This window comes from Lysobacter luteus, from assembly GCF_907164845.1.
Classification (GTDB): domain Bacteria; phylum Pseudomonadota; class Gammaproteobacteria; order Xanthomonadales; family Xanthomonadaceae; genus Novilysobacter; species Novilysobacter luteus.
Genome location: NZ_OU015430.1, coordinates 542,174 through 560,777, shown reverse-complemented (window position 1 = coordinate 560,777; position 18,604 = coordinate 542,174). Strand labels below are relative to the sequence as shown.

Genomic DNA, 18,604 nt, shown 5'->3' with positions numbered 1-18,604 from the left:
CTCAGCCTTCCAGCACGAAGTGCGCCCCGCAGTACGGGCAGTCGCACTCGCGCTCGGCCTCGATCGGCAGGTACACGCGCGGGTGCGAGTTCCACAGCGCCATCGAGGGCAGCGGGCAACTCAACGGCAGGTCAGCGCGGGTGACGGTGTAGCGGCGCTCGGTGTTGGCCTGGGTCGGGAGGTCGTGGGCTGCGGTCATGTCGATGGCAAGGCGGTGCGAGGGCCGCAGTCTACCAGTCGCCCGGGCAGCGGCGCCGTGCCTGTCCGGCTTCGGCCCGGCAGGCGTGCGTGTCCTCAGGCGGGCAGGTCGAACAGCAGCACGTCGGCGCCATTGCCCCGTGCGGTGACCTGCAACGGGCCCGACTCGCCTTCGAAACCGAGCGCATCGCCGGCGGCCAGCGCCCGCCCGTTGGCCTCGACCGTGCCCTGGGCCACGTGCAGCCAGTAACGCCGCCCCGGGTCGAGCACCAAGTCCACCGCGGTGTCGGCGGCCGGCCGCGCATTGCGCACCAGCGCGTCCTGCCGGATCGCCAGGCTGCCGTCGCGGCCGTCGGGAGACGCCAGCAGCTGCCAGCCATCGCCGCCGGTGGCGGCGCGCTGCGCGTATGCGGGGGTGGCATTGACCCGGTCCGGTTGCAGCCAGATCTGCAGGAAGTGCACCGGTTCGGTCCGGGAGCCGTTGAACTCGCTGTGGCGCACGCCGTGGCCGGCGCTCATCCACTGCAGCTCGCCCGGACGGATCACGCCGCCGCCTCCGGTGCTGTCCTCATGCGCGAGCGCGCCGTCGAGCACGTAGCTGAGGATCTCCATGTTGGCGTGTCCATGGGTGGGGAAGCCCGCGCCGGGGGCGACGCGGTCCTCGTTGATCACCCGCAGGACACCGAACCCCATCCACGCCGGATCGTAGTAATCGCCGAACGAGAACGTGTGGCGGCTGTCGAGCCAGGCGACGGTCGCGGGGCCGTGGCCCCGGCTGGCGGATGGGCGTTCGATGATCATCCCGGGGTTACTCCGCGCTCTTGGGCACGCCGGCTTCGGTGGTGATGCGGATCCGCACCTCGTCGCTGACCGCCGGCGCGTACATGCCGACGCCGAAGTCGGTGCGCTTGATGGTGGTGGTCGCGTCGAAGCCGATCGTCGGCTGGCCGCCCATGTTCTCGCCGACCTTGTTGAGCGTGACGTCGAGCACCACCGGCTTGCTGTTGTCCTTGATGGTCAGCACGCCGGCGACCTTGAGCTTGCCTTCGCCGACGGCCTCGACGCTGGTGCTCTTGAAGGTGGCGACCGGGAACGCGGCGGCGTCGAAGAAGTCGCTGCTGCGCAGGTGCTCGTCGAACTTGGCGGTGTAGCTGTTCATACCGGCCAGCGGCAGCGTGACTTCGACGCTGGAGGCGGCGACGTCGTCGGCGTCATAGACGATGGTCCCTTCGGCCTGGCCGAAGTGCGCGGTGGGGTTGGAGAAGCCGAAGTGGCTCCACTGGGCGATCACGTCGGTGTGGCTGGGGTCGATCGTGTAGCGGACCGGGTCGGCGAAAGCGGCGGTGCTGGCGGTGGCCAGGGCGGCGGCGAGGATGAGCTTGTTGAACATGGGAAGTACTCCGGAAAGGGGTATGGAGGGTCAGACGATGCGGGCGGCTTCGTCGAACGCGAGCCGCGGGGAACGCGGGAACAGCCTGGCGGGGTCGCCATGGCCAAGGTTGACCAGGAAGTTGGACTTGATCGCGGTGCCGGCGAAGAACAGCTCGTCGACCATGGCGTTGTTGAAGCCCGACATCGGGCCGGTGTCCAGCCCGAGCGCGCGGGCGGCCAGGATCAGGTAGGCCCCCTGCAGGCTGCCGTTGCGGAACGCGGCGACGCTGCGGCCCTCGCGCGGACCCTCGAACCAGCTCTTGGCGTCGGTGTGCGGGAACAGGTATGGCAGCTTCTCGTGGAAGTCCTCGTCATGGCCGACGATCACCGTCACCGGCGCCGCCATGGTCTTGGCGCGGTTGCCCTCGTCCAGCGCCGGCGCCAGCCTGGCCTTGGCTTCGGGCGACTTCACGAACACCAGGCGGGCCGGCCCCATGTTGGCGCTGGTCGGACCCCACTTGAGCAGGTCGTACAGCGCGCGCAGGGTCTCGTCGCTGACCTCGCCGCCCAACTCGTTGTGGGTGCGGGCGGTGCGGAAGAGCTGGTCCAGGGACGCGTCGTCGAGGGCGTGGCCAGGTGCGTGCGGGGTCGAAGGCATTCACTATCTCCGTCGGGAGCCGCGAGGGAGCCGCGGCGGATCGGGCAAGTGTAGAGTCTCGCGTATCCAGCAACACCCGGCCTTTTCGAAACGGATTAACGACACCAGTGGAACGATCACCCGCCACGTCCATCTGGACCGTCACCGACGGGCACGCCGGCAACCTGCGCCAGGCGCAGGCGCTGGCGGCGGCGCTGGGTGGACGTCCGCACCATTGCACGGTGCACCCGCGGGCGCCGTGGCGCTGGCTGGCACCCCGGCGCCTTCCGCTGGCGCGCGCCGGGCTGGGCAATGCACTGGGGCGCTTGCTCGACGAGCCACCGGCGCTGGCGATCGGCTGCGGCCGGCAGGCGGCGCTGGCCACCCGCGTGCTGCGTTCGCGCGGCAGCCGGGCCGTGCAGATCCTGGATCCGCGGCTGTCGACCCGGCACTGGGACCTGGTGATCGCGCCCGAGCACGACGGGCTGGACGGCGACAACGTGATCCGCCTGCTCGGCAGCCTGCACCCGGTGGACGACACCTGGTTGGCCACCGCGCGCGGGCATTTCGCCGCGCTCGGCACCCTGGCGCAGCCGCGCACCGCCCTGCTGCTGGGCGGCATCAGCGCGCACGCCCGGTTCGCACCGGCCATGATCGACGCGCTGGTCGAGCGCCTGCACCGCACGGTCGAGGCCGAGGGCGGGTGCCTGATGGTCACCACCTCGCGTCGAACGCCGGACGAGGTTGTCGCCCGGCTGCGCGGGCGGCTGCAGGGCAAGGCCCACGTGGTGCTCAACGGACCGGGCGACGGCGGCAACCTCTACCCCGGCATGCTCGCGTGGGCGGACCGCATCGTCTGCACCGCCGATTCGGTCAACATGGTGTCGGAGGCCTGCGCGACCCACGCGCCGGTGTTCGTCGCCGGCATCGATGAACTGCGCGGGCGGCCGCGCCGGTTCCTCGACAGCCTGCTCGGACTGGGACGGGTGCGGGGCGTCGACGACGTGCTGGCGCCGTTCGCGGCGACCCCGCTGCGCGAGACCGGGCGGGTCTCGGCCGAGGTGCGGCGAAGGCTCGATCTCGCCGGCTGAGCGCCGCGTCAGGCGCGCGCGTCGAAGACCAGGCCGTGCGCCCGCACCGCCTCGCGGATCGCCTCGCGCGCGGTCTCCACACGCGCGTCCGGCGGCACCCGGCGGGTACGCCGGTCGAGCGTGCATTCCAGCCCCAGCGCGAGCAGGGTCGAATGGGCCGACTGCAAGTCTTCGCGGCGCCGGGCATCGAACATGCCGGCGCGGTGCAGCGCGTCGACCAGCCCCGGCGTATCGCGCGGCTGCAGCAGCAACGGGTGCTCGTCGGCATGGTCCAGCACCAGCGCCTGCAGCAGGAACTCCAGGTCCACCAGCCCGCCCTCGCCCTGCTTGAGGTCGAACGCCGCCGCGTCGCTGCGGTCCAGCTCGGCACGCATGCGCGCGCGCATCTTCGAGACGTCCACGCGGACCTGTGCCGGGTCGCGCGGCCGTGCCAGGGTCTGCTCGCGCACCGCGCCGAAATCCGCGCACAGGCTGTCATCGCCCACCAGGCAGCGGGCGCGCACCAGTGCCTGGTGCTCCCAGTTCCAAGCCCGGTGGCGCTGGTAGTCGGCAAAACTGGCGAGCGATGACACGAGCAGGCCCTTGGCGCCGTCGGGACGCAGGCGCACGTCGACGTCGAACAGCCGGCCGGCCGCCGACGGCGCACCCAGCAGCGCGACGACCTTCTGCGCCAAGCGCGCGAACCAGCGCGAGGCATCAAGCGGCCGCGCACCGTCGGACTGGGCCTCGGCTGGCGCGTCGTAGAGGAAGACGAGGTCCAGGTCGGAACCGAAGCCGAGTTCTTCGCCACCCAGGCTGCCGTAGCCGAGCACCGCGAACCGGGCGTCCGGCACCCGGCCATGCGCGGCGGCGACCTCGCGCGCGGCCAGGGTCAGCACGCGGCGGACCACGCCATCGGCCAGCCAGGCCAGCTGGCGGGCACTGTCGACCGCCGGCTGGCGGCCGTCGCGGGTGGCCATCGCGATGCGGAAGCTCAGTGCCTGGCGCACCTCGTTGAGCGCGTTGAGCACCGCCTCGGTGTCGTCGGGTTCGGTGTCGTCGCGGTCGCTGGCCACCATCACGCACGCCTCGATCAGCGCCTCGCGGTCCGGGAGCGGCCCGGCGACGCGCGAGTCGAGCAGTTCGTCGAGCAACAGCGGGTGCAGCGCGAGCCGCTCCGCCAGCAAGGCGCTCTGGCCGACCACTTCCACCAGCCGCGACAGCGCCGCCGGTTGCTCGTCAAGCAACGCCAGGTAGGCGCTGCGGCGCAGGATGTTGTGGAGCAGCGCGACCATCCGCCGCAGCGCCAGCAGCGGCTGGCTTGAGCGGGCCGCGCCCTGCAGCAATGCCGGCAGCACGCGGTCCAGCCGCGCCCGGGTGCCATCCGACAACCCGCGCACGCCGGGGCTGCGGGCGAAATCCCGCAACAGCGCATCGGCCTCGCGCGACTCGGCGAAGCCGGCCTCGGCAAGCACCTCGCTGTCGGCCTCGCCGGCCGATTCGCCCGACGCGCCGACGTCGCGCCAGTACGCCGCAAGCGCATCGGCCGCCTGTGGTCGCCGGCGCGGTGCCAGCAATGCGGCAAATTCCCCGCTCACCAGCGCGCGGTGCGCATCGAGCGCGCTTCGCAGCGAAGACCAGTCCGCATGGCCCAGTGCCGTCGCGATCCGTGCGCGGTCGACATCGCTGTCGGGCAGCGAGTGGACCTGCGCATCGCGCAGCATCTGCAGCCTGTTTTCCAGCCGTCGCAGGAACCGGTACGCCTCGGCGAGTGCGGCGCCGGCCTCCGGCTCGACCTGGTTCGCCTCGACCAGCAGCGACAGCGCCGCGAGCAGGCCGCGCTCGCGCAGCTCGGGTTCGCGCCCGCCGCGGATCAGCTGCAGCGCCTGCACCAGGAACTCGATCTCGCGGATGCCGCCCGGCCCGCGCTTGATGTCGTCGGCCAGCTCCTTGCGCGCGACCTCGGCAGTGATCGCCGCCTTCATCGCGCGCAGGCCGTCGAGCGCGCCGAAGTCAAGGTAGCGGCGGTAGACGAACGGCCGCAGCACGTCGAGGAAGCGGCCGCCGGCATCGAGGTCGCCGGCCACCGGCCGCGCCTTCTGCCATGCATAGCGCTCCCAGTCGCGCCCCTCGTGCTGGAAGTACTGCTCCATCGCGGCGAATGACCAGGCCACACGGCCGGCGTTGCCGTACGGGCGCAGCCGCAGGTCGACCCGGTGGCAGAAGCCGTCCGCGGTGACTTCGTCCAGCAGTTTGGCCAGGTGCTGCCCGACGCGCGAGAACCACGCCTCGGCCGCGAGTGGCCGCGCGCCGTCGGACTCGCCGCCGTGCTCGTAGCCGTAGACCAGGTCCACGTCGGAGCTGAAGTTCAGTTCGCCGCCGCCGAGCTTGCCGAGACCGAATACGACCAGCCGCTGGGGCATGCCATCCGGATCACAGACGACGCCGTGGCGGCTGGCGACATCGTGTTCGACCGCGTCGAGTGCGAGCCGCAGGCAGGTCTCGGCCAGCGCGGTGCTGCCGGCGAGGGTCGCTTCCACGTCGTCCAGCCCGTGCACGTCGCGCCATATCAGCCGCGTCGAAGCCGCCACCCGGTAGCGGCGCAACAGCATCGGCCACGCATCACGGTTGCCCGGGTCCAGCACGGGGACGGGCAGTGGGGCGGTGCCATCGTCGGCCAGAAGGCGCGCGAGCAAGTCCGGCTGACGCACCAGCACGTCGACTGCGAAGTCGCTCGCCAGTGCGACCGGCCGCAGCCGCCCGGCGTGGCGCGCAGCGTCCGGCACGGATTCGGCCAGGCGGTCAAGCGAGCGCTGCACGGCGTCGGTGGCGACGGCGGGTACGGAGTCGGGTGCGGCGGACTGGGTCATCGCCGCGAATGATGGCATGCAACAAAAAAGCGCCGGCTGCCCGTGGGCCGCCGGCGCCGCGGTCATGTTGCCTGACCGGCTACAGGGACTTGTCGGCGTTCACCCGGCCCCGCCCGTACTGCGCGTCGAGCCCCGCCGCCCCCTTGTCGTCGGCCCCATGGGTCAGCGCCGACAGCACGGCACTCGGACTCATCGAACCGCCATTCGCCCCGATGATCAGCGCCGCCACGCCGGTCACGTGCGGCGCGGCCATGCTCGTACCGCTCGCCCAGCCCCACCCGTTGTTGCTCGTGCTGAACACGTAGTCGAACACCCAGCACGGGCGCAGCTGGCCGGCGATCAGGCAGACCTCGTTGCCTGGATAGTCCCAGTCGCCGCCCGGCGCGGCGAAGTTGACCACCACCTTGCCGAAGCTGCTGTAGTGCGACAGCAGGTCGAGGTCGGTCATCGGGCTCAGCGCCCAGCCTTCCGGCGCCGTGGCCGAAACCCCGATGACACCGTGCAGGCCGCCCGGGAACGCGATCAGCTTGTTGCCGAACCCGTCGGTCGCGGTGTCGAAGTCGATGCCGTCGTTGCCGGCCGAGGCGATCAGGGTGGTGCCGTTCTGGCGCGCGTAGGTCACCGCCCGCAGGACCGCACCGACGAGCGTGTGCGTGTCGGGCGTCACCGGCAGGCCGCCTTGGACGCCCAGGCTCATGTTGACCAGGTCGGCGTCGACGTCGGCCGCGTGCACGATGCCGCCGATGATGCTCGCGAAGCTGCCCGAGCCGGTGTAGGCCGACAGCACCTTGACCGCGACGATCTCCGCTTCCGGCGCGACCCCGATCGTGCCGTAGGCGTTGTCCGCCGCGGCCACCGTACCGGCGACGTGCGTGCCGTGGTTGAAGCCCGCCGGCAGGTCGCACAGCGCCTCGCCATCCACGAACGACGTGCTCAGGGCAAGGTTGAGGTTGGGCGCCAGGTCCGGGTGGTCGCAGTCGATGCCCGAATCCAGCACCGCGACGCGCACCCCTGCACCGCGCTCGCCGGTCCGCTCCCACGCCTCGGGCGCGTCGATCGCGTCGTGGCCCCACTGCAGGTCGAAAAAGAAGTCGTCGTCACCGCTGTCGGGCGGATTGGCGGCTGCCTCGGTCAGGTCGACCGTCGGTCCCGTCCGGGGCAGGCCGAACTCGAGCACGCGGTCCTCGGTCACCGACTGCAACGCCCGCACCCGGCGCGCGCGCGCGGGGAAGCCGGTGTCGGACTCCACGATCGCCACGCCGATCCCGGGATGGCGGGCGACCACCTGTCCGCCCAATGCCTCGACCTGCGCCGCCAGCGCGGCGTCGAAATCCAGGGCCCGGGCCTGCACCACGTAAGTGGCTGCGTGCGCACTGCCTGCCGCCGTCGCCGCGGCGATGGCCAGCACCAAGCTGAAACGTTTCATTAGCGCTCTCTCCGATAACGTGTGACTTGCGTCACGGTTATCCCCCGCGCGCCACGAAGATAGCAGAGCCGGACCGGCCCGCAACGCACGCAATCGGGCGATCGGGCCGGCCACGTCGCGGTGACCGCCGATCGGAAGCGCCCCTGGCTAGGCAAATAAAAAGCCCGCCCCGGACGAACCGGTTGCGGGCCTGCTCCCTCCCCCACGTCGGGATGCGGGTCGATCGTGAAGGAATCGTTACACCGATTGCACGCTGCAGTGCAAAAAAGAACTGGGCAGTCTGCTAATGCCTTCGCCGGGGACGAACGTCCGCGCAAAAGAAAACCCCGCCGTGCGGCGGGGTTTTCGCTTTTGCATCGGTGGAGCGTGATGGCTGGCTCAGAAGCCCATGCCACCCATGTCGCCCATGCCACCGCCCGGCGGCATCGCCGGCTCGTCCTTCTTCGGCAGTTCGCCGACCATCGCTTCGGTCGTGATCATCAGACCGGCGATCGAAGCGGCGTTCTGCAGCGCGGTGCGGGTCACCTTGGTCGGATCCAGGATGCCGGCCTCGAGCATGTCGACGTACTCGCCGGTGGCGGCGTTGTAACCGTAGCTGCCCTTGCCTTCCTTGACCGCGTTGACGATCACCGACGGCTCTTCGCCGGCATTGGTGACGATCTCGCGCAGCGGGGCTTCCATCGCACGGCGGGCGATCTGGATACCGTGGTTCTGGTCCTCGTTGTCGCCCTTAAGGTCGGCAACCGCGGCCAGCGCACGGATCAGGGCGACGCCGCCGCCCGGGACGATGCCCTCTTCGACGGCCGCGCGGGTCGCGTGCAGTGCGTCCTCGACGCGCGCCTTCTTCTCCTTCATCTCGATCTCGGTCGAGGCACCGACCTTGATCACCGCCACGCCGCCGGCCAGCTTGGCCACGCGCTCCTGCAGCTTCTCGCGGTCGTAGTCGGAGGAGGTCTCCTCGATCTGCGCCTTGATCTGCTTGATGCGGGCCTCGATCGAGCCGGTGTCGCCGGCGCCGTCGATGATGGTGGTGTTCTCCTTGGAGACCTGCACCTTCTTCGCGCGGCCGAGGTCGTTGATGGTCGCCTTCTCGAGCTGCAGGCCGACTTCCTCGGAGATCACGGTGCCGCCGGTCAGCACGGCCATGTCTTCCAGCATCGCCTTGCGACGGTCGCCGAAGCCCGGGGCCTTGACGGCGCAGACCTTGACGATCCCGCGGATGGTGTTGACCACCAGGGTGGCCAGGGCCTCGCCCTCGACGTCCTCGGCGACGATCAGCAGCGGCTTGCCGGCCTTGGCCACGCCCTCGAGGACGGGCAGCAGGTCACGCACGTTGGAGATCTTCTTGTCGTAGAGCAGGATGAACGGGTCGTCCAGCTCGGCCTGCATCGACTGCTGGTTGTTGATGAAGTACGGCGACAGGTAGCCGCGGTCGAACTGCATGCCCTCGACCACGTCCAGCTCGTTCTCCAGGCCCGAACCGTCCTCGACGGTGATCACGCCTTCCTTGCCGACCTTGTCCATCGCCTGCGCGATGAGGTCGCCGATCTGGGTGTCGGAGTTGGCCGAGATCGCGCCGACCTGGGCGATTTCCTTGCTCGTCGACGACGGCTTGGAGATGTTCTTCAGCTCGGCGACGGCGCCGGTCACGGCCTTGTCGATGCCGCGCTTGAGGTCCATCGGGTTCATGCCGGCGGCGACCGCCTTCATGCCCTCGCGGATCAGCGCCTGGGCCAGCACGGTCGCGGTGGTGGTGCCGTCACCGGCGTTGTCGGAGGTCCGGGAAGCGACTTCCTTGACCATCTGCGCGCCCATGTTCTCGAACTTGTCGGCCAGCTCGATCTCCTTGGCGACGGACACGCCGTCCTTGGTGATCGTCGGCGCGCCGAAGCTCTTGTCGAGCACGACGTTGCGGCCCTTCGGGCCCAGGGTGGCCTTGACGGCATTGGCGAGCGTGTTGACGCCGCGCAGCATCTTGGAGCGCGCGTCTTCGCCGAAACGGATTTCCTTGGCAGCCATTGCGGATTACCTCAAAAGAAGTTCAAAAAAAGGGAAATGGGGAACTGAAGCGCGCCGCGATCAGCCGAGGATCGCGAAGATGTCGTCTTCCTTCACCACCAGATAGTCGGTGCCGTCGAGCTTGACCTCGGTGCCGGAGTACTTGCCGAACAGGACCTTGTCGCCAGCCTTGACCTTCGGCGCGCGCACGCTGCCGTTGTCCAGGGCCTTGCCCTCGCCGACCGCGATGACCTCGCCCTTGATCGGCTTCTCGGTGGCCGAATCCGGAATGACGATGCCGCCGGCGGACATCTTTTCTTCTTCCATGCGCTTGATGACCACGCGGTCGAACAACGGCTTGATGTTCATGAGCTACAACCTCGTAAGTGGTTGAAAGGGTGGGGAAAGAACGCGAAATTTAGCAGTCGCCCCGCTTGAGTGCCAAGTCCGGGAGCGGCCGTGCCCGGCAAGCCGGGACTGCGCTGGAGATGGGGGGCGCCGGCAGGCTTTCAAGGGGCTGCGTCGGAACGGGCGCCGATGCCGGGCATGCACCGGAGGACACGCGCAAAAAAAGGACGCGCCCCCTGGTGGAGACGCGTCCTTCCGGTTTCGGGATTGGCTTTCCGAGCTCGGCGCGTCCCGCGCCTCTCCCCTGACCTGGACCCCCATGTCAGGTCGACGTCCTGTCGACCAGGGGCGATATTGGTCCAATCCAGTCACCTTGACCACTGTTTTCCATACGGCGAACCGTCTCCATCGGTGGCACAAAGTCGTGACGTGGCTCGAAGCAATCACTGGTTTCGGCGTTCATCGGTGATATTGCTACCGATAGCGCGCAGCTTCATGTTAATTTCGGGCGCTCCGTTACTCCGAGTAGCCACGCCAATGACACCCGCGCTTCGCATCCGTCTCGCCCGCCGCCACGGCGGTCTGTCGCAGGCCGCACTCGCCGCCGCGGTCGGCGTCCAGCGAAGCGCGGTCAGCCATTGGGAGGGCAACCCCGGCAAGTCGCCCAGCGCCGCGCACCTGCGCGAGATCGCGCTGGTCACCGGCGTCCAGTTCGAGTGGCTGGCCACCGGGCGCGGCAAGATGACGCTGACGACCGAGGTCGAGATGGACTCGATCGCGGCCGCGGACGCGCTGCTGGTCGACGACCCGCTCGAGCTTCGGTTGATCGGCGCATTCCGCGACAGCCCGGTACGCGCCCGCGCGCCGCTGGTCGAAGTGGTCGAACAGCTTGCGCAACGCCGGGTCGGGCGTCCGAGGAACACCTGACCGGCCGCTTCCGCCAAGCCCGGGCGACGCCGCTGGGCTAGGCTAATGCGCCCCACCCGAGCCTCCGTGATGCCTGTCCTGGTCTGCCTGTGCACGTGCCCCGACGACGCCAGCGCCCGCGTGATCGCCGACGCGCTGGTCGACGAGCGGCTGGCTGCTTGCGTCAGCCGCCTGCCCGGCCTGCACTCGACCTACCGCTGGGAGGACCGGGTGGAGCACGGCACGGAAGTGCTGTTGCTGATCAAGACCACCGCCGACCGGCTGGCGGCGATGACCGCGCGGGTGCAGGCGCTGCATCCGTATGAACTCCCGGAACTGGTCGCGGTCGAAGCCGCTGGCGGCCTCGCCCCGTACCTGGCCTGGGTGGCCGAGCAGACCCGACACGATGACTGATTCCCGGAAGGCCGGCCGCTGGCTGGCATTGCTGCTCGGCATGCTGGCCGGCACCACGCACGCGGCGATCGACCCGGACGACCTGCTGCCGGTCGACGAGGCCTTCGCGCTGCAGGCCGAAGCGACCCCCGACGGCGCGATCGGGATCCGATGGGACATCGCCGACGGCTACTACCTGTATCGCCACCGCACCAGCGTGGCGGCCGACGCGGGCTTTGCCGCCGGCGAGTTGCGCCTGCCGGCCGGCACGCCGTACGAGGACGAGTTCTTCGGGAAGGTCGAGACCTACCGGGGCCGGCTCATCGCGACGCTGCCGGGGCAGGCGCGCGCGGCCAGCACCACGCTGACCATCAAGTACCAGGGCTGCGCCGACGCGGGCATCTGCTACCCGCCGCAGACACGCAGGATCACCGTGGCCTTGACGGGCGCGCCGGCGGGCCCGGGGGCTGGCACCGGCCTGCTCGGCCGTGGTGGCGGCGCGGCCAACCCGGTCCGTCTGCCCGGCAACCCGCTGCTCGCCGCACCGGCCGGCTTCGACGAACCGCTGCCGCCCGAGCAGGCGTTCGGCTTCGAAGCCATCGCCGACGACGGTGACACCCTCCGGCTGCGCTTCTCACCCGCGCCCGGCTACTACCTGTATCGGGACCAGACCCGGCTGGTGCTGGCGGGCGACGGGGCCGGCGTTGCACTCGGCCGCGCACAATGGCCGCGCGGCCGGCAGCACCGCGACGAGTATTTCGGCGAGGTAGTGGTCTATTTCGACCCGGTCGAGGTCACGGTCCCGCTGCGCCGCGCGGCGGCTGCCGCGACCACGGTGCAGCTACGGGCCACCTTCCAGGGCTGCCAGACCGACGGTATCTGCTATCCGCCGATGACCCGGATGGTCGAGGTCGCCCTGCCGGCGGGCAACGTTTCGTCGCAGCCGACCGCGACCGCGGCGGCGCCTGTGCCCGGGGCGGACACCGCCAAGGCCATCGATTCAGCGATGCCACCGGGTGGCGACGTTGCACCGGCAAGCCCGGCGACTGGCCCAGCCGACACCGCGCAACCCGCCGGCGACGGCATCCCGGTGGCAGGTGGGTTCGATACCTCCCCCGCGGAAGGCGACCTGCCCGCATCGTCCGACATCGACGCCGGCAACCAGGCCGAGGACAGCCGGCTGGCGGCCGCGCTGTCGGGTCCGAACCGCTGGTGGGCACTGCTGAGCTTCTTCGGCTTTGGCCTGCTGCTGGCCTTCACTCCCTGCGTGCTGCCGATGATCCCGATCCTGTCGGGCCTTATCGCGGGTGCTTCGGCCGGCCACGAGCGCGGCCTCGGGGCCGGGCGCGCCCTTGGGCTGTCGTTCGTCTACGTGCTGGCCAATGCACTGGTGTTTACCGTGGCCGGCGTGGTCGCCGGCCTGGTCGGCGCCAACGTGCAGATCGCGTTCCAGAACCCGTGGGTGCTGGCGACGTTCGCTGCGTTGTTCGTGGCACTCGCCCTGTCGAGTTTCGGGTTGTACGAGTTGCAACTCCCGTCTGGCCTGCGCAACCGGCTGGGCGCGCTGAGCGATCGCCAGCGAGGCGGTTCGCTGGCCGGGGTGGCGGTGATGGGCGCGCTGTCGGCGTTGATCGTCGGTCCCTGCGTGGCACCGCCGCTCGCGGCCGCGGTTCTCTATATCGGCCAGACCCAGGACCCGGCGTTTGGCGGGGCGGCGTTGTTCCTGCTGGCGATGGGCATGGGCCTGCCGCTGCTGGCATTCGGCGTGGCCGCCGGCAAGGGGCTGCCCACCAGCGGGCCGTGGATGCTCGCGGTGCAGCGGCTGTTCGGTTTCGTGTTCCTCGGGCTGGCCGTGTGGATGCTTGCGCGGGTGCTGCCCGGCCCGGTGTCGCTGGCGCTGTGGGGTGCGCTGCTGCTCGGCGCGGCGGCAGCGCTGGCGCTGGGCACCGCCCGCTCGCGCTCGCGCGATGGCCTGAGGGTGCTGGGCTGGACCGCGGCCGGCCTGCTGGGCATCACCGGCGGGGTACAGGTGGTCGGGGCGCTGGCCGGCGGCGACGATCCCCTGCGCCCGCTCGCCGGACTGCGAGGAGCTGCCGCCGAACAGCGCGCGCTGCCGTTCCGGATGATCAAGTCGTCGGCCGACCTCGACCGCGAGGTGGCCGCCGCCGCCGCGGCCGGGCGGCCGCTGATGTTCGACTTCTATGCCGACTGGTGCGTGGCCTGCAAGGAAATGGAGAAGTACACCTTCCCCGAACCGGCGGTCCACGACGCCCTCGCCGACTTCGTCCTGCTGAAGGCCGACGTGACCGCCAACGACGCGGTCGACCAGGCCCTGATGAAGCGCCTCGGGATCATCGGCCCGCCGGCCACGCTGTATTACGTCGACGGTGTCGAGCGCCGCGAGCTGCGCCTGTACGGGTTCGAGCAACCGGAGCCTTTCGCCGCGCGCGCGGCCCGTGCGAGCGCGGGGACCGGTCAGTGAAGTCGACCACGAAGGTGCTGCTGGTCGCGCTCGGTGCCGGGCTGCTCGGCGCGGCCGCCGGCGTGCTGATGAACGGCCCCGGGCCGCTGCTGCGCAGCGAGGTCGGGCAACAGGCGCTGCAGCACGCGATGACCGCGACCGCCCCACCGCCGCCCGAGGGCCTGGCCGTGGCATCGCGCGGCGAGCCGATCCCGACCGTGCGCCTGCCCGACCTGCAGGGCCGCGAGGCTACCCTGCCTGCGGACTATGCGGGGCGGCCGGTGCTGGTGAACTTCTGGGCCAGCTGGTGCGGCCCGTGCATCGAGGAAATGCCGGAACTGGACCGGTTCGCCGCCAGCCAGGGCGGCACGGGCGTCCAGGTGGTCGGCATCGCGCTGGACGAGCCCGACGCGGTGCGCGAGTTCCTAACGCATACCCCGGTCGACTACCCGATCCTGCTCGACGTCGCCGGCCCGGCGGACTCGGGCGTGCAATTGGGCAATGTCCGCGGCGTGTTGCCGTTCACCGCCCTGGTCGACGCGCAGGGGCGGCTGGTGAAGCAGAAGATCGGCCCGTTCGAGCACGGTGAGGTCGACGCGTGGGCCGCGGACTGAGCCGAAATTTTCAAACAACCGATTAAATCGCGACAACTTCGGCGAAACAGCCGATAACTTCTGGACAGCGACCCCCTGCTCGGCCACACTGCCGGCCTTTCCACGTCCCGGTCCGCGATGGCGAAGTTGCTGCTCCTGCATGGCCCCAACCTCAACCTGCTCGGCATGCGCGAGCCGGAGGTCTACGGCCACACCACGCTGGAACAGATCGACGCTGCCCTGCGCGCAACCGCCGAGGCCGCCGGGCACACGCTGGAAACGCTGCAGTCGAACGCCGAGCACGTGCTGGTGGACCGCGTCCAGGCCGCCCGCACGGACGGCACCGCGCTGGTGCTGATCAACCCCGCCGCCTTCACCCACACCAGCGTGGCCCTGCGCGACGCCCTGGCGGCGACGGCACTGCCGTTCTACGAAATCCACCTGTCCAACCCGCATGCCCGCGAACCCTTCCGCCGCCAAAGCTATTTCAGCGACCTGGCCGTCGGCGTGGTCGCGGGCTTCGGCGCCGACAGCTACCGCTACGCCCTCGACGCCGCCATCGCGCGGCTCGACACCGCGCCCCGTTGACCTGCCCGGCCGCCGGCCCGGCGGCCTCCGACCACAAGACCACCAAGAGGCCCGCCCATGGACCTGCGCAAGATCAAGAAGCTCATCGACCTGCTCGAGGAATCCAATCTCAACGAGATCGAGATCAAGGAGGGCGAGGAGTCGGTCCGGCTGGCCCGGATGCCCAGCGGGGGCATGGTCGCCGCGCCGATGATGCACGCAGCGCCGGCGCACCCGGCCCCGGCCGCGCCGATGCCGATGCAGTCGCCGGTGGATGCCGCGACCGGCGGCGCGCCCGGCAAGGGCGGCCCGGAGCTGCCCGACGGCCACGTCGTGCGCGCGCCGATGGTCGGCACCTTCTACGCCAGCCCGGCGCCGGACAAGCCTGCGTTCGTCAGCGTCGGCCAGGCGGTCAAGGCCGGTGACACCCTCGGCATCATCGAGGCGATGAAGATGTTCAACCCGATCGAGGCGGACGTCTCCGGCACGGTGCTCAAGGTCGTCGCCGAAAACGGCCAGCCGGTCGAGTTCGACCAGCCGCTGTTCGTGATCGGGTGACCCATGCTCGATAAGGTCGTCATCGCCAACCGGGGCGAGATCGCGCTGCGCATCCTGCGCGCCTGCCACGCCCTCGGCATCCGCACGGTCGCGGTGCACTCCACCGTCGACCGCAACCTCAAGCACGTCGCGATGGCCGACGAGTCTGTCTGCATCGGGCCGGCGCCGTCGACCGACAGCTACCTCAACATGGCCCAGTTGATCGCCGCCGCCGAGGTCACCGACGCCCAGGCGATCCATCCGGGCTACGGCTTCCTCAGCGAGAACGCCGACTTCGCCGAGCGCGTCGAGGAGTCGGGCTTCATCTTCATCGGGCCCAAGGCCGAGACCATCCGCCTGATGGGCGACAAGGTCGAGGCGATCCGCGCGATGAAGGAGGCGGGCGTCCCCTGCGTGCCCGGCAGCGGCGGCCCGCTCGGCGACGACGCCGAGACCAACATCGCCATCGCGCGCGAGATCGGCTACCCGGTCATCGTCAAGGCGGCCGGTGGCGGCGGTGGACGCGGCATGCGCGTGGTCCACACCGAGGCCCACCTGGCCAACGCGGTCCAGACCACCAAGACCGAGGCCAAGGCCGCGTTCGGCAACGACATGGTCTACATGGAGAAGTTCCTGGAGAACCCGCGCCACGTGGAGATCCAGGTGCTCGCCGACGGCCAGGGCAACGCAATCCATCTGGGCGAGCGCGACTGTTCGATGCAGCGTCGCCACCAGAAGGTGGTCGAGGAGGCCCCTGCGCCCGGCATCACCGCCGAGCAGCGCGCGGAGATCGGCAAGGTCTGCACCGAGGCCTGCATCCGCATCGGGTACCGCGGCGCGGGCACGTTCGAGTTCCTGTACGAGAACGGCCGCTTCTACTTCATCGAGATGAACACCCGCATCCAGGTCGAGCATCCGGTCACCGAGATGGTCACCGGCATCGACCTGGTCCGCGAACAGCTCAATATCGCCGCTGGGCAGAAGCTCTCGATCCGGCAGGAGGACGTGGTGCTGGAAGGCCACGCGATCGAGTGCCGCATCAATGCCGAAGACCCGGAGACGTTCATGCCGAGCCCGGGCCTGATCCAGCACTTCCATGCGCCGGGCGGCCCCGGCGTGCGCGTCGACAGCCACATCTACGAGGGCTACCGCGTGCCGCCGAACTACGACTCGATGATCGGCAAGCTGATCGTCCACGGCCCCGACCGCGAGACCGCGATCTGCCGCATGCGCGTGGCGCTCAGCGAGATGGTGGTCGATGGCATCCGCACCAATATCCCGCTGCAGCAGCGGATCCTCGCCGACGTCGGCTTCCAGCAGGGTGGCCAGAACATCCATTACCTCGAGAAGCGGCTGAAGGAACAGAAGGAGAAGTCGCTGTCCATCGTGTAGCGCGCCCGCCATGCCTTTCCTCGAACTGACGATCCCCTGCCGCGAAGCCGACCAGCCGCGCCACGAGCGCGCGCTGGAAAGCGTCGGCGCGCTCGCGGTCACCCTGGCCGACGCCCATGCCGATGCACCCGACGAACAGGCGATCTTCGAGCCGGGGGTCGGCCAGACGCCGCTGTGGGACGAGATGGAACTGACCGCGCTCTTCGAAGGCGGCACTCCGCCGGAGTTGCTCCTGCACGCCCTGACGGCGGCCGACGAAGGCGTGGACTGGTCGCGCGCGCGGTTCCGCGAAGTCGCAGACCAGGACTGGGAACGCGCATGGATGGACCAGTACGAGCCGCTCAAGTTCGGCGAGCGCACCTGGATCGTGCCGTGGAACCACGCACTGCCCGACGGCGCCGACGCCCCGGGTTCGGCCATCGTGCGGCTCGACCCGGGCCTGGCGTTCGGCTCGGGCACCCACCCGACCACCGCGCTGTGCCTGCAATGGCTCGACCGGCTTGCCGGCGATGGCGCGCTGGACGATGTCACCGTGCTCGATTTCGGCTGCGGCTCCGGCATCCTCGCCTTGGCCGCGCTCAAACTGGGCGCGCGCGCCGCGGTCGGCGTCGACAACGATCCGCAGGCGCTGACCGCCACCGCCGACAACGCCGCCCGCAACGACGTCGGCGACCGCCTCGCCGTGTACCTGCCCGAAGACGAGCCGGTTGCCACCTACCCGGTGGTGGTTGCCAACATCCTGGCCTCGGCGCTGGTGGCGCTGGCGGCACCGCTGGCCGCGCGGGTCGCGCCCGGTGGGCGCATCGCGCTGTCGGGCATCCTCGTCGGGCAGGAAGACGAGGTGCTGGCGGCCTACTCCGACGCGTTCGAGGCGCTGGTGGTCGACCGGCTCGACGACTGGATCCGCATTACCGGCACGCGCCGGGCGACCGCCGCCTGACCGCGCGAAGCTTGATCGACGTCACGCGGCAGCGTGCCTCCGCGGCTGGCCGGGCGCCCGACCGGCTCGGCTAAACTGCGGCGATGTTCGTCCCCTGCCCGCACTGTGGCTTCCTGGTCGCGCTCATCGTCTCGCGCGACGGCGCGGCGCAGCACTGTCCGCGGTGCGAAGGGCTCATGCAACTCGACGAGGACGGACAGCTGCTGGACACCGGCGACGACGCCACCCCTGCAGACGTACCGCTTGAACCCGTCAATACAATCGACGCGACACCGGCGTCGACGCCCACTCCTGTGGCAGCACCCACGCCGGCGCCTGCATCCGAACCCGCCGCCGCACCCGCGAAGCCACGTCGACTGGCGCCGGCCTTCGCACGCACGCGTGCCCCGCGGCCGGCAAGCAGGCGGCGCAGGGCCGAATGGCTCGCGATCTGCGCGTTGGCGCTGGTGCTGGTCGTTCAACTGTTGATGTCCCAGCGCGCGGCGCTGGCGGCCAGCGCGTCGTGGCGGCCGGTCATCGTCGGCGCCTGCACCGTGCTCCGCTGCGAGGTGCCGGCCTGGGGCGAGCCGACGGCGTTCACGATGCTCGCGCGCAACGTCGAGCAGGCCGGCGCGCCCGGCGTGCTCGCGGTCACCGCCAGCTTCCGCAACGACGCACGCTGGCCGCAGCCGTGGCCGTCGCTGCGACTCGGGCTGTCGGACGTGGACGGCATCACGGTCGCCGCGCGCGTGTTCGCGCCGGTCGACTACCGTGGCGCGGACGCCGGCGGTGACGCGTTGATTGCGCCCGGGCAGAGCGCGAACGTGCGCTTCGAGGTGGTGGAGCCGGCGCCGGACATCGTGGCGTTCACCTTCGACTTCCGCTGAACCGGTTGGCCGCGGCGGTGTCGCTGTCGGC

The 18,604-nt window shown here is 70.4% G+C and carries 18 protein-coding genes; 10 read left to right on the top strand and 8 right to left on the bottom strand.

Features of this window, described 5'->3' with window-relative positions:
* Position 1 precedes the first annotated feature (1 nt).
* The 4 genes from KOD61_RS02645 to KOD61_RS02630 form a co-directional block, all read right to left on the bottom strand.
* On the bottom strand, positions 2–199 hold the full coding sequence (locus tag KOD61_RS02645; protein ID WP_215219529.1) for a zinc-finger domain-containing protein: 198 nt from the start codon (positions 197–199) through the stop codon (positions 2–4).
* A gap of 95 nt (positions 200–294) precedes the next feature.
* The gene (locus tag KOD61_RS02640) at positions 295–999 is read right to left on the bottom strand and encodes a pirin family protein (RefSeq protein ID WP_215219528.1); all 705 of its coding nucleotides are present in this window, start codon (positions 997–999) and stop codon (positions 295–297) included.
* A gap of 7 nt (positions 1,000–1,006) precedes the next feature.
* Complete coding sequence (locus tag KOD61_RS02635) at positions 1,007–1,588, bottom strand: YceI family protein (protein ID WP_215219527.1); 582 nt, start codon at positions 1,586–1,588, stop codon at positions 1,007–1,009.
* Between the two features lie 30 nt (positions 1,589–1,618).
* Positions 1,619–2,227, bottom strand: coding sequence for a malonic semialdehyde reductase (locus KOD61_RS02630; protein ID WP_215219526.1), 609 nt, complete (start codon positions 2,225–2,227; stop codon positions 1,619–1,621).
* Positions 2,228–2,334: 107 nt separating this feature from the next.
* On the opposite strand from KOD61_RS02630, the gene KOD61_RS02625 reads away from it, so the two are divergent.
* A complete protein-coding gene (locus KOD61_RS02625; protein WP_215219525.1) occupies positions 2,335–3,297 on the top strand; it encodes a mitochondrial fission ELM1 family protein in 963 nt (320 codons plus the stop codon).
* Between the two features lie 8 nt (positions 3,298–3,305).
* On the opposite strand, the gene glnE is transcribed toward KOD61_RS02625, so the two are convergent.
* The 4 genes from glnE to groES all read right to left on the bottom strand — a co-directional run bounded on the left by glnE (position 3,306) and on the right by groES (position 9,939).
* Positions 3,306–6,146 carry a bifunctional [glutamate--ammonia ligase]-adenylyl-L-tyrosine phosphorylase/[glutamate--ammonia-ligase] adenylyltransferase gene (gene glnE, locus KOD61_RS02620; protein WP_251370631.1) on the bottom strand — a complete coding sequence of 947 codons (2,841 nt, stop codon included), beginning with the start codon at positions 6,144–6,146 and terminating at the stop codon, positions 3,306–3,308.
* Between the two features lie 79 nt (positions 6,147–6,225).
* Positions 6,226–7,572 carry a S8 family peptidase gene (locus KOD61_RS02615; protein WP_215219523.1) on the bottom strand — a complete coding sequence of 449 codons (1,347 nt, stop codon included), beginning with the start codon at positions 7,570–7,572 and terminating at the stop codon, positions 6,226–6,228.
* 378 nt (positions 7,573–7,950) lie between these two features.
* The gene (gene groL / locus KOD61_RS02610; protein ID WP_215219522.1) at positions 7,951–9,591 is read right to left on the bottom strand and encodes a chaperonin GroEL; all 1,641 of its coding nucleotides are present in this window, start codon (positions 9,589–9,591) and stop codon (positions 7,951–7,953) included.
* Positions 9,592–9,651: 60 nt separating this feature from the next.
* The gene (gene groES, locus KOD61_RS02605; RefSeq protein ID WP_036210755.1) at positions 9,652–9,939 is read right to left on the bottom strand and encodes a co-chaperone GroES; all 288 of its coding nucleotides are present in this window, start codon (positions 9,937–9,939) and stop codon (positions 9,652–9,654) included.
* A 516-nt stretch (positions 9,940–10,455) separates the two neighbouring features.
* On the opposite strand from groES, the gene KOD61_RS02600 reads away from it, so the two are divergent.
* The 9 genes from KOD61_RS02600 to KOD61_RS02560 all read left to right on the top strand — a co-directional run bounded on the left by KOD61_RS02600 (position 10,456) and on the right by KOD61_RS02560 (position 18,573).
* Positions 10,456–10,845, top strand: a complete 390-nt coding sequence (locus KOD61_RS02600) for a helix-turn-helix transcriptional regulator (protein WP_215219521.1) — start codon at positions 10,456–10,458, stop codon at positions 10,843–10,845.
* 69 nt (positions 10,846–10,914) lie between these two features.
* A complete protein-coding gene (gene cutA, locus KOD61_RS02595) occupies positions 10,915–11,238 on the top strand; it encodes a divalent-cation tolerance protein CutA (RefSeq protein ID WP_215219520.1) in 324 nt (107 codons plus the stop codon).
* On the top strand, positions 11,231–13,699 hold the full coding sequence (gene dsbD / locus KOD61_RS02590; RefSeq protein ID WP_215219519.1) for a protein-disulfide reductase DsbD: 2,469 nt from the start codon (positions 11,231–11,233) through the stop codon (positions 13,697–13,699). The genes cutA and dsbD overlap by 8 nt, the downstream gene beginning before the upstream one ends.
* A complete protein-coding gene (locus KOD61_RS02585) occupies positions 13,696–14,292 on the top strand; it encodes a TlpA family protein disulfide reductase (protein WP_251370630.1) in 597 nt (198 codons plus the stop codon). Before dsbD ends, KOD61_RS02585 begins: the two co-directional genes overlap by 4 nt.
* 117 nt (positions 14,293–14,409) lie before the next feature.
* Positions 14,410–14,859: a type II 3-dehydroquinate dehydratase gene (gene aroQ / locus KOD61_RS02580; protein WP_215219518.1), complete on the top strand. Its 450-nt coding sequence runs from the start codon at positions 14,410–14,412 to the stop codon at positions 14,857–14,859.
* Positions 14,860–14,916: 57 nt separating this feature from the next.
* Complete coding sequence (accB, locus tag KOD61_RS02575; RefSeq protein WP_215219517.1) at positions 14,917–15,396, top strand: acetyl-CoA carboxylase biotin carboxyl carrier protein; 480 nt, start codon at positions 14,917–14,919, stop codon at positions 15,394–15,396.
* A 3-nt stretch (positions 15,397–15,399) separates the two neighbouring features.
* Complete coding sequence (accC, locus tag KOD61_RS02570; RefSeq protein ID WP_215219516.1) at positions 15,400–16,767, top strand: acetyl-CoA carboxylase biotin carboxylase subunit; 1,368 nt, start codon at positions 15,400–15,402, stop codon at positions 16,765–16,767.
* A gap of 10 nt (positions 16,768–16,777) precedes the next feature.
* Entirely contained in the window at positions 16,778–17,707 is a 930-nt protein-coding gene (gene prmA, locus KOD61_RS02565; RefSeq protein ID WP_215219515.1) for a 50S ribosomal protein L11 methyltransferase, read from the top strand.
* Between the two features lie 83 nt (positions 17,708–17,790).
* Entirely contained in the window at positions 17,791–18,573 is a 783-nt protein-coding gene (locus tag KOD61_RS02560; protein WP_215219514.1) for a DUF3426 domain-containing protein, read from the top strand.
* Positions 18,574–18,604 lie beyond the last annotated feature (31 nt).